We start from the raw sequence: 14,424 nt of genomic DNA on the forward strand, positions 1-14,424 counted from the left end.
TAACTCATGACTACACTTAAGGTCGTCAGCTATAACATTCACAAAGGCAAGTCAGCATTTGGCAAGCGGGTATCGCTCGCTGATCTGCAGTGCGGGTTGACGCAGCTGAGTGCAGATCTTGTGTTCCTGCAGGAAGTGCAGGGCCGCAACAGCCGGTTCGAATCGCTGCACGCCCAGCAGGATATGCTAGCAAATCATTTGTCAATGGATGTCTGTTATGGCTGCAATGCCGTGCGTACAGACACCGATCATGGCAATGCGCTGCTTTCCCGGTTTCGCATTGTGGAGCATGAGAACGAGGATATTTCCGACCATCGGCTGGAGCAGCGCGGTGTGCTGCACGCGCGAGTGGAAATCGACGGCAGAATGGTTCACTGTTTTGTTGCCCACCTGGGACTCTTTGCCGCCAGTCGCGGCCGCCAGGTCGTTGCCATTATCGAACGCATCAAGCGGCTGGTGCCGGATCATGAACCGCTTATTCTGGCCGGTGATTTCAACGACTGGAATGAAAAACTGGCGCCTTATTTCGATCATGAGCTGGGCCTGCACGAGGTGTTCGCCAACAGCCCGCTGCGGATCGATAACGAGTTGCCGCGCCTGAAAACGTCATTGCGCAGCATGATGGCCGGTCGCGGTCTGATGGCTGTAGATCAACTGGCACCACCGCGTACATTTCCGGCCATGTTCCCCTGGTTGCGGCTGGACCGCATGTATCAACGTGGCTTTACCATCCTGTCGGCGCAGGTGCTCAAGGGGCGGCCCTGGACGCGCATTTCCGACCATGCGCCGATTCTGGCCGAACTGGAATTGGCCTGAAATGCATTCACTCGCCACGGGTTACACCCGACTCGCCGGTTTTGCGTTCAGACGCAATCTGCTTTGCGAGACGCGAACGCAGCAACGCTTCATTCTTCGCTACAATAGCGGCCAATATGCAGCAATTGCCGGGCGTGGGCAACAGCACGTTGCGGCTATCGTTACTTGCCCATTGAAATTGCACTCAGTTACCTCGTGGCAGACCTTCGGGAATGCCACAGTACGAAAATCGCTACGATGACAAAAAAAATCCTGATTGTTCGCTCGTCTTCCCTGGGAGATCTGGTGCATATGCTACCGGCCATCTCCGATATTCATCGGCATGTGCCTGGCGCGCAAATTGACTGGGTCGTGGAAGAACATTTTGCTGAAATTCCTGCCTGGCATCCTGCTGTACATGAAGTGATTGTCATTTCCCACCGCCGCTGGCGCAAGCAATGGCTCTCGCGTCAGGCCTGCAGCGAACGGCGGGTTTTCGCCCAGAACCTGCGCAAGCGGGATTACGATATTGTGCTGGACATGCAGGGCTGATGAAATCAGCCTGGGTCGTGCGCCAGGCAAAAGGCCGACGCCATGGGCTGGACTGGCGTTCGGCACGCGAGTCGCTGGCCTCGCTTTTTTATCACAAGCGTCATAAGGTCGAGTTCTGGCAACCGGCTGTACGGCGTCAGCGCCTGCTGGCCTCGGCCGCGCTGGGCTATGCCTTCTCCGGGGATCCCGATTTCGGGCTGCAGTCCTTTACCGACAACACGCCGATACAGGATTATGCAGTCATCATGCCATCGGCCAGCCGGGAAGACAAATTGTGGCCCGAACAGGACTGGCAGGTTGTATTTGGCCTGCTGAGAGAGGCGGGACTGGGCTTGAAGTTGCTCGCCGGGAACGAAAAAGAAACGGCAAGGGCGCAGGCGCTTATACGGGATTTCGATAATGCCGAAGTTTTACCCAGAATGAACCTGACCGAAGTTGCTAAACTGTTGGCAGCCTGCAAAATGATGATCGGTCTTGATAGCGGTCTGACGCATCTGGCAGCGGCGCTTGGTCGTCCCACTATTGGGATTTACAGTGCCTCGACGCCGGTCCGCACGCCCCTGGAGGGCAGCGGCTTTACTGCCAGCCTGGGCGACCGGGGTTTGCCGCCAACACGGGATATGGTGGTATCAAAACTGAAGCAGGCTTTGCAGGCCTGACAGTGCTCTCCCTTGTGGCCGTCCCGGTACCTAGAATCAGAACATGAATCGCTTTTTTTATACTGCAACCCTAAGAATGGCCTCACCCTTGCTGCTGTGGTGGCTGCAGCGGCGCGCGCGCAAGGCAGGAGGTGTTTGGGATATTCGCGGTCCCGAGCGATACGGTCGATATACTGAAAGACAGCAACAGCAGCCCGGCCCGCATGACGATGACGAGGGTTATGCCGAATCGGTCTTCGATTTTGTTCGGCCGGTGTGGGTGCATGCCGTCAGCCTGGGCGAGACCCGGGCCGCCCAGCCGCTGGTGCAGGCGTTGCTGGATCAGGGCTTGCCTGTTCTGCTAACGCATTTTACGGAAACCGGCAGATCCATCGGTGGCAAACTGTTCGCGCCAGCCATCAATACCGGCAGATTGTGCCAGGCGTGGATGCCTTACGATTTTCCCGAAGCAGTGCAAGGGTTTCTGGATTACTGGAAGCCGCGCTGCTGTATCCTGATCGAACGCGAAATCTGGCCCAATATGGTGGCCCAGGCCAAGAAACAGAATATTCCCGTTATCGTGGCCAGTGCGCGTTTTTCGCCGACGTCGCTGCGGCGTGGCCAACTGTTGGGCAGTGTGCTGCGCAAGGCGCTCACCAGTATTGATCTGATTCTCACCCAGACCCACATTGACGCAGCGCGTCTTGCGGAAATCGGCGTCAAGCGCACCAGGGTGGTCGGTAACCTGAAGTTTGACCTGCGCATCTCGCCCGAGCAGTCGCATATGGGACAGGTGGCGCGGCGCCATATCGGGCGGCCTGTCATTGTGATTGCCAGCACCCGGGAAGGCGAAGACGAGCTGTTTACCCGCGCTATAGCCGAGGTAAAAAAGACCTATCAGTCAGAGTCGGGCGGACAGGGCGAAGCAGACCGGCAAGGCGCATCGGGCATCGCCCCCAATCGGATGCCGCTATTTGTCCTGGTGCCGCGACACCCGCAACGCTTTGATCTGGTTGCCGACTATCTGGCCGATGACGGCCTGAGTTTCTGTCGCCGCAGTGCCTTTCCGACCGATAACCAATTGCGCACGGCCGATGTATTGCTGGGTGATTCGGTTGGGGAAATGTTTTTCTTTTATGGGCTGGCTGACGTGGCCATCGTGGCCGGCAGTTTTGCCGAGCTGGGTGGTCAGAACCATATCGAAGCCAGTGCGCTTGGCCTGCCTGTCATTGTGGGTCCGCATACCCGCAATTTTCAGCAATCGGTGGAAGATGCGCTGGCCGAAGGCGCAGCCCGCCGCGCCCAGACGCCCTCCGAGGCCATTGCCCTGGCGTTGCGAATTTTGGAGAATCCCGAATTGCGCCTGGGCATGAGTCGCGCTGCCAAAGAATGGCTGTCCCTGCACGAGGGCGCCACCGATAGAATCATGTCTGCGTTGCAGCCTTATTTGAAGTAAACCATGTCCCTGTTACCCAGCGCCTCCGTTCTGCAAAAAACCCTTTATTCCGCATTGCCGGACTTTGCCAGCATTGCTTGGGTTGAACAGGTCGGTTCGACCAACGTCAATTTGATGCAGGAAGTCAGAAGTACGCAGTCGGCCATGGGCCGGCCGGCGCTGCTGGGCGCTCATACCCAGACCAGCGGACGCGGCAGGGCAGGACGGCGCTGGCAGGATACGCCGGGTTCCACGCTGATGTTTTCCTGCGCCTACGATGTATTCGTGCCGCCTGCGCGCCTGCCCATGCTGGCGCCGGTGGTAGGAATTGTCGCCTGCGAGCAGTTGCGAAAAGTCGCCGGTCCGGCAGTGCAGGACCGCCTGCTCATGAAATGGCCCAATGACATTCTGTACGATCAGGCCAAGCTGTCTGGGCTGCTGGTCGAATCGACCGGCCGCTGCAACGCGAATCGCAGCACCATCATGTGGTTATCGTTGGCATGGGGATGAATTTGTCCAGCGCAGTGGAACTGACTCAGCATCTGGGACGCAAGGTTGCTGACTGGACCTCGGTGCTGGGCGATATGAGCGACGATCCCGGTCGCTCGGAAGACATCGCCTTACTGGTTGCCCGCATTGCCCGGGCGTGGCGCGATGCCTTTGCGCAGTACGAGCAACAGGGGTTTGCCGCGTTCATGGCGCGTCATGCGCAAATTGATGCGCTGCGCGAGCAGCAAGTGAATGTGATCCAGGATGAACGAATCGTCCTGTCCGGCGCCGCCCGGGGCGTGAATCAGGATGGCTGCCTGGTGGTTGAGCATGCAGGGCAACACCACCCCATTACGATCGGTGATATTTCCATCCGACCTGAAGGCCAGGGCTGACTCTATGCTGACCGTTCTGATTGACGCGGGCAATTCGCGCATCAAAGTTTCCTTTTTCGATTCGACAGACCGGTCTGTCGACAAGGGCGTTCATGCCTTTGCTGCGGCGGATCTGAATGCGCTGGCCGACCTGATCAGGCAACTGCCGCAGGCGCCAGCCAGTGCGCTGGGCGTTAGTGTTACCACCGAGGCGATCCGGCAGGAACTGGACACGATCCTCGCGCCGTGCCCCATCCAGTGGCAGACGCCGGGAGCGCGCCTGCTGCGGCTGAAAAACCGTTATCACAACCCGGCCGAGCTTGGGCCCGACCGCTGGCTCGGCCTGCTGGGCATTCTGGCTGCGCGACCGGTTGATGGCCCGATGATGCTGGTCAGTTTCGGGACAGCGACCACGGTTGATACGATTGATGATCATGAAACCTTTCTGGGCGGGGTCATTTTCCCTGGCGTGAGCATGATGCAATCATCGCTGGGCGCGGGAACGGCCCGCCTGCCCGTTGCCCCGATGCCGGCACAGGTGTGGCCATCGTTTCCGCAAAACACCCAGGCGGCCATTGCCGCCGGCATTGTGGCTGCGCAAACCGGAGGCGTGATCAGACAGTGGCAGCAGGTAACCGAACATCTGGGCCGCGCCCCGCTGGTCTTTGTGACAGGGGGCGCGCGCGCAGCGATCTTGCCGGAACTGCAGGCGCGTATCGATTCATTCAGCGTTGATATGGGATTTGGTACAATACCGCTCATCGAGAGCGAATCGCCAGTCCTTGACGGCCTGCGCGCGCTTGCACAGCACTCAACGGACGCCTGATATGCGCACGCTTTTCTTTATTGTCCTCCTGGCCAATGTCCTTACTTACGGGCTGGGCGCAGGCTGGTTTGGCCTCAAGCCGGGTGAATCGCGCCTGGGGGCGACCGTCAAGACCCCCACCGAATTTCGACCCGGCGCCATTGAAGTAGGGCCGATACGCTAATGGCCATCCAGACTGAACCGTTTGATACCGTGGGTCCGGCAGGCCGCATCGACTGTCTGGTTGACTGGCCCGATCCGGGCCAGCCGCTACTGGGTTGGGCGCTGGTTCTGCATCCACACCCGCTACATGGCGGCACGCGCAACAACAAAGTGGTCACGACCCTGGCGCGCGCATACGCGCAGGCTGGTTACGCCGTGCTGCGCCCTGATTTTCGCGGTATCGGCAAATCTGAAGGCAGTTTTGACCAGGCGCGCGGCGAAACCGCAGACATGCAGCAGCTGATTCAGGCGTTTTTGGCTGCCCATCCGCAACTGGACGGCAAGCCATGGCTGCTGGCCGGTTTTTCGTTTGGCACGTCGGTGGCCGCGCAACTGTACTCGGTGTTGCGCGAAGAGCAAACCCAGCCCTTGCCGCAATTGCTTACTTTGGTGGGCACGGCAGTAAAGCGATTCGCCTGGCGCGAGGTAGTGCTGCCTGCCAACACAGTGGTGATCCACGGGGAACGCGATGAAGTGGTGCCGCTGCAGGAAGTGTTTGACTGGATTGCCAGCTACCGCATTGCCGTGACGGTTATTCCGGGCGCTACCCATTTTTTTCATGGCTATCTGATCGAATTGAAAAAACTGGCGCTTGACGCGTTGCAGCAGATGTCCGCCGAAACCGCCGTGTAACGCTTTTTGTTCTGCAAGCGCTTATAATTCCCAACTGGCAGGCCCCTCTCTTTTCAAATCCTTTCTTCTATCCGGATCCGTTTCCATGTTCCTACGTCGTATTGTTCTTATCCTGATCATCGTCCTGGTCGCAGGCGGTGCTTATGTCTTCTTCAATAAAACCAACAATAGTGCGCCCTCGGGCAGCACGCAGACAACCACAGGGTCGAACTCGACGCAAACCGGTGCTCAGACAGGATCTTCTACACAGGCGCTCCTACAACGCCACCCAAGCCTGACTCACGCTCAAGCGTGCCGGTAACCAATGCCAGCACGCCGGTGCTTTCAGAGGTGGCCGGTATGACGCCGCCGCAAACCAATGTCAAGGCCTGGTTCCTGATTGATGCGACCTCAGGCCAGATTATCGGCAACCAGGAGCCGGACCTGAAAGTCTCGCCTGCTTCACTGACCAAGCTGATGACCGCCAGTCTGGTATTTTCGGCGCTTGACGAAAATCGTATTCGTCCGGAACAAGAAGTAACTGTGTCGGAAAAAGCCTGGCGCACCGGCGGTTCGCGCATGTTCATCCAGGTCAATACGCAAGTGACGATAGACGATCTGATCAAGGGCATGATCGTACAGTCCGGCAACGATGCCACCATTCAACTGGCTGAAACCGTGGCGGGCAGCGAAGATGTATTCGTGAACCAGATGAACAAGGAAGCGGCGCTGTTCGGTATGACCAACACGCACTTTACGGATCCGACCGGCCTGCCGGCACCGGAGCACTACACGACGGTGCGCGACCTCTCGGTACTGGCGCAGCACGTGATCAAGGACCATCCCAAGTATTATCACTATTTCAGCCAGCCCGAGTTTACCTACAACAAAATTCGTCAGCAGAACCGCAACGGCTTGTTATCGCGCAATATCGGCGTGGATGGCCTTAAAACCGGACATACGGAAGATGCCGGCTATTGCCTGATCGCGGCGGCCAAGCGCGATGATCGTCGCCTTATTTCAGTTGTTGTTGGCGCTGCCACTGTGCGTGAGCGCGAACAGATCAGCCAGAACCTGCTGGACTGGGGCTACCAGAACTTTACCGCCAAACAAGTGGCTGCGGCGGGTGCGTCGCTTATTAGTCCGCGCGTGTGGGAAGGAACAATCAAGCAGGCCAAGCTGGGCGCTGCCGATGGCGTCAGCGTGACCGTACCGCGTGGCATGGAAGACAAGGTCCAGACCATTACGCAAATTAATGGCAAGCTGGTTGCGCCGCTGACCAAAGGCCAGACAGTGGGCAATGTGCAGTTCGTGCTCAATGGCAAAGTACTCAAGCAGGAGCAACTCACCGTTCTTGAAGACGTACCACAAGCCGGCTTCTTCGGACGCATGTGGGACAAGGTACTGAGCAGTTTCAATAGCTAATCTTTCGGGCAGAATGTGGTGATACAGGGTATAGACAGCGACAGCATCGTTTATCTTAACGGTGAGTATGTACGGGCCGACGAGGCTAAAATTTCGGTATTCGATCGGGGATTCATTTTTGGGGACGGTGTCTATGAAGTGGTACCGGCCTATAACCGCAAGCCGTTCCGGCTGAACGAACATGTGCAGCGCCTGGAGCGCAGCCTGAACGCCATCAGCCTGGCAACCGGCAAAACGGCGCAGTTCTGGGCCGGCCTGATGCAGGACATGATTGATCGCGCCAAAACCGATGACTCCTTCATCTACCTGCAGGTCACGCGCGGCGTGGCCAAGCGCGAGCATGTATTTCCCGTACCGCCGGTGACGCCCACTATTTTCTGCTCCAGCGGTCCGTTTATCCGGCCAACCGCAGAGCAGCGTGAGCGCGGCATTCGCGTGATCTCGGGTCCGGATGAGCGCTGGCTGCACTGCGATATCAAATCGGTGTCGTTGCTGGGCAACGTTCTGGCACGCCAGATGGCCGCCGAGCGCGGTGTTGATGAAGTTATCCAGTTTCGCGATGATTTGTTGACTGAGGGCTCTCTGAGCAACATGTGGGTGGTCAAAGACGGGACCTTGCTGGCGCCCGTCAAAAACCACCTGATTCTCGAAGGTATTCGCTACGGTCTGCTGGCGACACTGGCCGAACGGGCCGGGGTGCCGTTTGAAGCCCGCAACATTACCCGCGCAGAGGTTTTTGCCGCTGACGAGATTCTGGTCACATCGGCCACCAAGGAAGTGTTGCCGGTGCTGGAGCTGGACGGTGCGCCGGTTGGAAATGGTCAGCCCGGCCCCATATACAGGAAGTTAAGGGCTGAATATGATAAGGAAATCTCCCGACTATGATGAAAGACATTCCGCCAGAGCAGTCGCTGATTGAATACCCCAGTGATTTTCCGATCAAGGTCATGGGCGTTCAGCATCCCGAACTGGCACAACTGCTGACAGAGGTGGTGTTGCAGTACGATCCGCAATTTGATCCGGCTACGGTGGAAATGCGTCCAAGCAGCAAGGGCAACTACATTGGCCTGACATTCACTGTGCGCGTCACCTCCCGAGAGCAGCTTGATAATCTGTATCGTGCGCTGCATGGACACGCGCTGGTCAAAATCGTTTTGTGATGCAAGTACAGGTACGCCATCTGGACGGGCCTGCGCCCTACGAGCCGGTATGGCAGGCCATGAAGTCGTTCACCGAAGGTCGCGATAAAGCGACGCCAGATGAAATCTGCTGGTAGAGCACGCTCCGGTCTATACATTGGGGCAGGCCGGCAAGCCGGAGCATTTGCTCAATACCGGTGCGATCGAGGTGGTCCAATGCAATCGTGGTGGGCAGGTCACCTACCATGGTCCCGGGCAACTGGTTGTCTATCCCCTGATCGATCTGCGCCGCCAGGGCATTTACGTCAAGGAATATGTCGCGTTGATTGAGGACGTCGTGCTTGACACCCTGGCTAGTTTCGGCCTGCAACAAGCCTGCCGCAAGGCCGGGGCGCCAGGCGTCTATGTGCCCTTGCAGGACGGCAGCCTGGCCAAAATCGCTGCACTGGGGGTGAAAATCAGCCAGGGTTGCGCCTATCATGGCCTGGCCCTGAATGTGGATATGGATCTGCAACCCTTTGCCGGCATTAACCCCTGTGGCTACGCGGGTTTACAAACCGTAGACTTGAAAACCATGGGCGTCAGTACCACAGTGCAGGAAGCCGGCAGGCGTGTGCTTGAACGGCTGTTGCCGCGGTTTTCCTGAAAATGGAATGGGTTATGGCTGTAATGCGGTTGCCACAAGGCTGGACCGTAGTCGGGTCGTGGTCTGACTGGGCAGCGCCTGGGGCCATCTTCCAGAGTAAATTGGCGATTGCCCGCCCTATCCAGGGGCGCTGACGCTGCCTAAACTTATGGCGCTCTTAGGGTTTTTGCGGATAAGCCCGTTTTAAGCGTTAAAATGAGCTGAAATTTCACGCGGCTTTCATAAACCGCCGTCAGTAAATACAACCTGACTTATTGCCGTAACGTCCATTCCCATAAGGGCCGTGACACCACTATGACTACAAACACAGCAGTAACTCCGACTGTCAAAGACGAACAGTACGACGCCACCAAGAAACAGAAATCCTTCGATAAAACGTCGCGGATTCCCATCAAGATCATTCCAGTCGAACGCCTGAAAAAGCCCGAATGGATTCGCGTCAAGGCGGCGGCGCCCAATTCGCGCTTTAACGACATTAAGAAAATTCTGCGCGAACACAATCTGTTCACCGTCTGTGAGGAAGCGTCCTGCCCCAATATCGGCGAGTGTTTCGGCAAGGGTACGGCGACCTTCATGATCATGGGCGACAAATGTACGCGCCGCTGTCCGTTCTGTGATGTGGGCCACGGCAGGCCCGATCCGCTGGATGTTAACGAGCCGTCCAATCTGGCCAAATCCATCGCCGCGATGCGTCTGAACTACGTGGTCATTACGTCGGTTGATCGTGATGATCTGCGTGATGGCGGGGCGGCGCACTTTGTGGAATGCATCAACGAGACACGTAGCCGCTCTCCCAAAACCCAGATTGAAGTGTTGGTACCCGATTTTCGTGGCCGCCTGGACAAGGCGCTGGATATTTTCGGCAACGGCCTGCCCGATGTCATGAACCACAACCTGGAAACCGTTCCTCGCCTATATAAACAGTCCCGTCCCGGTGCTGACTACATGCATTCGCTCAAACTGTTGCGCGACTGTAAGCAGCGTTATCCGAATGTGCCGACCAAGTCCGGCCTGATGGTCGGTCTGGGCGAAACTGACGAGGAAATCCTGCAGGTCATGCGCGACATGCGCGAACATGATATTGATATGCTGACCATTGGCCAGTATCTGCAACCCTCAGAACACCATCTGCCCGTGCTGCGTTACGTTCATCCCGATACCTTCAAAATGTTCGAGGAAGAGGCCTACAAAATGGGCTTTACGCACGCAGCCGTCGGTGCCATGGTCCGTTCTTCCTACCATGCAGACGAACAGGCGCACGCAGCCGGCTTTTGATCGTAGCTAGATCATTTCCAGGTAGTTTGCAATGGAGCGCGGTCTTTCTTTGAAGGCTGCGCTTTTTTTTGCCCTGAGCAACATGGCCAGAGATGCCGCAAGGAATCAGGTTGGTGTTTTGTCGCTTCATTAATGAGGAGTCCAAAGCGTCAGGCATTGGCTGGCGCCGTGGGTACAAGCATGGCGGATGCGCCACCGGAGACGGGCGGCGCAGGTAAGCGTGTCCGGTTTGTCGTTTTCCTGTCAATTATTCCGCCATCCTGCTTTTTCAGTCAGTTGCCCGGCCGGTTTTGCGCCAGCCGTTGCACTATAATCCCGTCTATATCACTCCGATCTGAATCTGCATAGTGGGAATCCCGGCATGAAACTTCTGATTACCGGCGGAGCCGGGTTTATTGGCTCACACACCGTTGTCGAATTACTGAATGCAGGACATGAGATTGTCGTGCTGGACAATCTGTCCAATAGCTCGGTCGCCTCGCTAAACCGGGTAGAGAAAATCACCGGAAAGTCTGTTATTTTTATCGAAGGTGATATTCGTGACCGGCCTGTGCTGGACGCGCTGTTCGGTGCGCACGATATTGATGCGGTGGTGCATTTTGCCGGCCTGAAAGCCGTGGGTGAAAGCGTCCGGCAGCCCTTGCGGTATTACGACAATAATGTAGGGGGGACGATCACGCTGACCGAAGCCATGGCCGATGCCGGGGTCCGTCGCATCGTTTTCAGCTCATCAGCAACCGTCTATGGCGAGCCCGAGACCATGCCGATTGCCGAGACCTGCCCGGTGGGGAATCCCACCAATCCCTATGGCAGCTCCAAATTGATGGTCGAGCGTATCCTGCAGGATCTGGCAAAGTCCGATCCGCAGTGGTCGGTGGCCATTCTGCGCTACTTCAATCCCGCCGGTGCGCACGAATCCGGGTATATCGGCGAAGATCCTAACGGCATCCCCAATAATTTGTTGCCTTACATTACCCAGGTGGCGGTCGGGAAACTGGAAAAACTGGCCATATTCGGCAGTGACTACCCAACTCCCGATGGCACCGGTGTGCGTGACTATATCCATGTGGTGGACCTGGCTCAGGGTCACCTGGCTGCCTTGAATTTCATTCAGGATAAAACCGGCGCCCATATCTGGAATCTGGGTACGGGCAAAGGGTACTCCGTGCTGGATATCGTCAAGGCATTTGAAGAGGCGACGGCGGTGTCCATTCCGTACACGTTGTCGCCCCGGCGCGAAGGCGATATTGCCGAGTGCTGGTCCAATCCCGAGAAGGCAAGCCGGGAACTGGGCTGGACGGCCAGACGCGGACTGTCGTTGATGATGTCCGATAGCTGGCGCTGGCAAAAAAACAACCCAGAGGGCTATCGGGGCGACGACAGCGATAAGCAATAGCGGCAGGTCGCATTGCCGCGCGCCTCAGTCAGGGCTAATATCTAGCGTACGTCTTTGTATACTTTCATCGTGCTGTCGGCAAACACCGACAGATTGAACAAGGCTTCGGCGCGCTGCCTCGTATGCTGGGCGACAGTTGCCAAGGCTGCGGCATCGGGTAGAATCTGTGCAAGCAGGGCGCGTAATGCGGTGACATCCTGGGTTGGCGTTACCCAGCCGGACACCCCGTGCTCCAGATTTTCGGGCAGACCGCCCGCATCGCTCACGATGGTGGGCAGCCCGCAAGCCATGCTTTCACGCGCAGCGTAAGACAGGGCTTCACGGTGCGACAGGACAAATCCCAAGTCACTGGCCGCCAGCACGGGGCGCGTATCATCCAGCAACCCCGGAAAGATCACCTGGTCCTGCATTTGCAGCCCGTTGATACTCTGGATAATATCGTCCGGCGGCGGGTCGCCGGCCACCACAATACGGCAACGCCTGCGTAATGCGTCGGGCAACCCGGCCACTGCATACACCAGTTCGAGCCAGCCTTTTTCAAAATCGGTGCCGCCGGTGCTGCCAAAGACAATGAGTTGCGGATCATCTGTGCCCAGCAGGCTTTGGCGCGCCGCGTGTCGTTCGGCGCGGGTGGCTGGTGCAAAATGCTGTACGTCTATGCCATGATGAATCACGTGTATCGGAAAGCATGCGTAGGCGCTGTCGGCGAACAATCCTGCCACGTAATGGCTGACGGCAATGACAGCATCGGTGGCCAGCCAGGCGCGCAGCCGATGTCCGAGCGTATGCACCGAATGGTCGTTGTGCTTGGTAAAGACAATGCGCGGACGTTGGTGCCGCGGTAACGCCAGGCAGGCCAGCATCACGTGCCGGTGATCTGCAGAGGCGTTGACGTGGATAATGTCAAATTGCTCCTGCCGGATCAATTGTCGCAACTGGCGTACTTCCGGAATCAACTTGCCGATACGGGAATTGAAGGCCTGCTCTCGGACCGTGACGCCCTCCAGTGCGCTGGCATAGCGAAACAGCCTGCTGGTGTCGGGCGTGGCCAGCCAGCAGTCATGGTCGGCAAACTGCCGCAGCAGGTTCAGAATATAGGTTACGTGCCCGCCGCCGTTGCGCTTGTGGAAATTGGTAAAGAGGATTTTCATTCCATTTGCGAGCGAATGCGTTCAATCCAGTAACGGGTGGAAGCGTCGTGCGACGTCTGAGGCGGAGCACCTTTCAATTCAGCGGTAATGTCGGTTGCCAGCACCTTGCCGTATTCCACGCCCCATTGATCGAACGGGTTCAGGCCCCACACCAGGCCCTGGACGAATACCTTGTGTTCATATAGGGCCAGCAGCGCACCCAGCGAAAAAGGCGTCAGGCTGGGCATCATAATCAGATTGGACGGGCGCCCACCGGGGTGGACTTTGTGTTTTGCCAGCTCGCGGGCGTCGGCCTCTGACATCCCGGCTGCCATGCTTTCCTGCACGGCCTGTTCATACGTCTTGCCGTTCATCAACGCTTCGCGCTGGGCCAGACAATGGGCAAGCAATTGGATGTGGTGTTCTTTCCAGGCATGATCCTCGTGCTGGCAGGCGATAAAATCGACCGGCGCGCCATCACTGCCCTGGTGCAGCCACTGGAAAAACGTATGCTGCGCATCGGTGCCCGGCATCCCCCAAACAGCAGGCCCGGTGGGTACAGTGATGGGTTGTCCTTTGATATCGACCGATTTGCCCAGCGACTCCATTTCCAGTTGCTGGATATAGGGAATCAGGTTGGCCAGCCGGGAATCATAAGCCGAGATATTGAGCGAGCCGTAATCCAGGATACTGCGGTTGGCAATGCCGGCCATGGCCAGTTGTACCGGCGCATTCTCTTCGATGGGCGCGGTCAGGAAATGGTCATCCATGGCCTTGGCGCCGCTTTGCAGCCCCGCAACCACATCGGGTCCCACCGCCAGGCCCGCAGCGACACCTACGGCCGACCAGATGGAAAAACGGCCTCCCACCCAGTCCCAGAACCGGAATATCTGGCTTTGCTGCAGACCCCATGCCTGGGCCGCCTGCGGGTTGCCGTCACGGCAATGACCTGGTTCAGCGGCTTGGCTATGCCTGCCGCCTGCATCCATTCGATGGCTCGCTTGGCATTTTCCAGGGTTTCGGCCGTTTTGAACGATTTTGTCGCCACGACCACAAGCGTTTCGCGCGGGTCCAGGCCGGCCAGCCCGCCCTCGACCGCATGGCCGTCGATATTGGCCACGAACCGGATGTTGCGCCACATGCCGGCATAGCCGAAGGCGCCCACGACCAGCCGCACGCCCCAGTCGCTGCCGCCGATACCGATGTGGACAATATTGCGCCAGCGGCGCTCGCTGTCGCTGCGCCGCACGAATTCCAGGGCGCGCTTGCGCTCCTCGGCAACTTCTTCGACGGGGCGGGGGGTGCGCAGCTGAGTATGCCAGGCGGCCCGGTTTTCTGTGGTATTGACTGGTTCACCGTCAAACAGCGCTTGCCGGGCAGCGGCAAAATCCCGTGCCTGGAGCAGGGCGGTGGTAGTGTTAAGAACATCTACGCTATAGGTTTGGGCAGTCAGGTCGATTTGCATGCCGCCGGCCTCGATAATCCGCGGCG

General features: G+C 57.8%; 14 protein-coding genes and 3 pseudogenes. 14 read left to right on the forward strand and 3 right to left on the reverse strand.

Annotated features, from left to right (window positions below; translation table 11 throughout):
- The first annotated feature begins 6 nt into the window (after positions 1 to 6).
- Positions 7 to 816, forward strand: coding sequence for an endonuclease/exonuclease/phosphatase family protein (locus tag TKWG_RS03540; protein WP_014749502.1), 810 nt, complete (start codon positions 7 to 9; stop codon positions 814 to 816).
- A 7-nt stretch (positions 817 to 823) separates the two neighbouring features.
- Here the strand turns inward: TKWG_RS03540 and TKWG_RS23500 are convergent, their stop codons facing one another.
- The gene (locus TKWG_RS23500; protein WP_171815113.1) at positions 824 to 1,000 is read right to left on the reverse strand and encodes a hypothetical protein; all 177 of its coding nucleotides are present in this window, start codon (positions 998 to 1,000) and stop codon (positions 824 to 826) included.
- Between the two features lie 53 nt (positions 1,001 to 1,053).
- Here TKWG_RS23500 and waaC point away from each other — a divergent pair.
- From waaC to galE, 13 genes and pseudogenes are all read left to right on the forward strand, one after another.
- Positions 1,054 to 2,006, forward strand: a pseudogene (gene waaC, locus TKWG_RS03545) (lipopolysaccharide heptosyltransferase I).
- Positions 2,007 to 2,082: 76 nt separating this feature from the next.
- The gene (locus TKWG_RS03550) at positions 2,083 to 3,441 is read left to right on the forward strand and encodes a 3-deoxy-D-manno-octulosonic acid transferase (RefSeq protein ID WP_014749503.1); all 1,359 of its coding nucleotides are present in this window, start codon (positions 2,083 to 2,085) and stop codon (positions 3,439 to 3,441) included.
- A 3-nt stretch (positions 3,442 to 3,444) separates the two neighbouring features.
- The gene (locus TKWG_RS24465; protein WP_050981518.1) at positions 3,445 to 3,930 is read left to right on the forward strand and encodes a biotin--[acetyl-CoA-carboxylase] ligase; all 486 of its coding nucleotides are present in this window, start codon (positions 3,445 to 3,447) and stop codon (positions 3,928 to 3,930) included.
- Entirely contained in the window at positions 3,927 to 4,304 is a 378-nt protein-coding gene (locus TKWG_RS24470) for a hypothetical protein (RefSeq protein WP_050981519.1), read from the forward strand. Before TKWG_RS24465 ends, TKWG_RS24470 begins: the two co-directional genes overlap by 4 nt.
- A gap of 4 nt (positions 4,305 to 4,308) precedes the next feature.
- Positions 4,309 to 5,109, forward strand: coding sequence for a type III pantothenate kinase (locus TKWG_RS03560; RefSeq protein WP_014749504.1), 801 nt, complete (start codon positions 4,309 to 4,311; stop codon positions 5,107 to 5,109).
- Position 5,110: 1 nt separating this feature from the next.
- Positions 5,111 to 5,272: a hypothetical protein gene (locus tag TKWG_RS23505; RefSeq protein WP_171815114.1), complete on the forward strand. Its 162-nt coding sequence runs from the start codon at positions 5,111 to 5,113 to the stop codon at positions 5,270 to 5,272.
- On the forward strand, positions 5,272 to 5,943 hold the full coding sequence (locus TKWG_RS03565; RefSeq protein WP_014749505.1) for an alpha/beta hydrolase: 672 nt from the start codon (positions 5,272 to 5,274) through the stop codon (positions 5,941 to 5,943). Before TKWG_RS23505 ends, TKWG_RS03565 begins: the two co-directional genes overlap by 1 nt.
- Before the next feature lie 291 nt (positions 5,944 to 6,234).
- Positions 6,235 to 7,347 (forward strand): D-alanyl-D-alanine carboxypeptidase family protein, encoded by a 1,113-nt coding sequence (locus tag TKWG_RS03570; RefSeq protein ID WP_014749506.1) that lies wholly within the window; start codon positions 6,235 to 6,237, stop codon positions 7,345 to 7,347.
- 18 nt (positions 7,348 to 7,365) lie between these two features.
- Entirely contained in the window at positions 7,366 to 8,232 is an 867-nt protein-coding gene (locus TKWG_RS03575; RefSeq protein ID WP_014749507.1) for a D-amino acid aminotransferase, read from the forward strand.
- A complete protein-coding gene (locus tag TKWG_RS03580) occupies positions 8,232 to 8,507 on the forward strand; it encodes a DUF493 family protein (protein WP_014749508.1) in 276 nt (91 codons plus the stop codon). The genes TKWG_RS03575 and TKWG_RS03580 overlap by 1 nt, the downstream gene beginning before the upstream one ends.
- A pseudogene (lipB, locus tag TKWG_RS03585) lies at positions 8,507 to 9,132 on the forward strand (lipoyl(octanoyl) transferase LipB). Before TKWG_RS03580 ends, lipB begins: the two are co-directional and overlap by 1 nt.
- A 294-nt stretch (positions 9,133 to 9,426) precedes the next feature.
- Positions 9,427 to 10,407: a lipoyl synthase gene (lipA, locus tag TKWG_RS03590; protein WP_014749511.1), complete on the forward strand. Its 981-nt coding sequence runs from the start codon at positions 9,427 to 9,429 to the stop codon at positions 10,405 to 10,407.
- Between the two features lie 361 nt (positions 10,408 to 10,768).
- Positions 10,769 to 11,803 (forward strand): UDP-glucose 4-epimerase GalE, encoded by a 1,035-nt coding sequence (gene galE, locus TKWG_RS03595; protein ID WP_014749512.1) that lies wholly within the window; start codon positions 10,769 to 10,771, stop codon positions 11,801 to 11,803.
- A 41-nt stretch (positions 11,804 to 11,844) separates the two neighbouring features.
- On the opposite strand, the gene TKWG_RS03600 is transcribed toward galE, so the two are convergent.
- Together TKWG_RS03600 and pgi are read right to left on the reverse strand one after the other, a co-directional pair.
- The gene (locus TKWG_RS03600) at positions 11,845 to 12,954 is read right to left on the reverse strand and encodes a glycosyltransferase (protein WP_014749513.1); all 1,110 of its coding nucleotides are present in this window, start codon (positions 12,952 to 12,954) and stop codon (positions 11,845 to 11,847) included.
- Positions 12,951 to 14,398, reverse strand: a pseudogene (pgi, locus tag TKWG_RS26860) (glucose-6-phosphate isomerase). Before pgi ends, TKWG_RS03600 begins: the two are co-directional and overlap by 4 nt.
- Between the last annotated feature and the right edge of the window lie 26 nt (positions 14,399 to 14,424).

The sequence above is a fragment of the Advenella kashmirensis WT001 genome, assembly GCF_000219915.2.
GTDB classification, from domain to species: Bacteria; Pseudomonadota; Gammaproteobacteria; order Burkholderiales; family Burkholderiaceae_B; genus Advenella; species Advenella kashmirensis.

Bases quoted from the DNA above. Each gene is read 5' to 3' on its own strand.
- TKWG_RS03580 (WP_014749508.1), top strand. From the start codon at position 8,232: ATGAAAGACATTCCGCCAGAGCAGTCGCTGATTGAATACCCCAGTGAT.
- TKWG_RS03600 (WP_014749513.1), bottom strand. From the start codon at position 12,954: ATGAAAATCCTCTTTACCAATTTCCACAAGCGCAACGGCGGCGGGCAC.
- TKWG_RS24470 (WP_050981519.1), top strand. From the start codon at position 3,927: ATGAATTTGTCCAGCGCAGTGGAACTGACTCAGCATCTGGGACGCAAG.
- TKWG_RS03565 (WP_014749505.1), top strand. From the start codon at position 5,272: ATGGCCATCCAGACTGAACCGTTTGATACCGTGGGTCCGGCAGGCCGC.
- TKWG_RS24465 (WP_050981518.1), top strand. From the start codon at position 3,445: ATGTCCCTGTTACCCAGCGCCTCCGTTCTGCAAAAAACCCTTTATTCC.
- TKWG_RS23505 (WP_171815114.1), top strand. From the start codon at position 5,111: ATGCGCACGCTTTTCTTTATTGTCCTCCTGGCCAATGTCCTTACTTAC.
- TKWG_RS03560 (WP_014749504.1), top strand. From the start codon at position 4,309: ATGCTGACCGTTCTGATTGACGCGGGCAATTCGCGCATCAAAGTTTCC.
- TKWG_RS03540 (WP_014749502.1), top strand. From the start codon at position 7: ATGACTACACTTAAGGTCGTCAGCTATAACATTCACAAAGGCAAGTCA.
- lipA (WP_014749511.1), top strand. From the start codon at position 9,427: ATGACTACAAACACAGCAGTAACTCCGACTGTCAAAGACGAACAGTAC.
- TKWG_RS03550 (WP_014749503.1), top strand. From the start codon at position 2,083: ATGGCCTCACCCTTGCTGCTGTGGTGGCTGCAGCGGCGCGCGCGCAAG.
- galE (WP_014749512.1), top strand. From the start codon at position 10,769: ATGAAACTTCTGATTACCGGCGGAGCCGGGTTTATTGGCTCACACACC.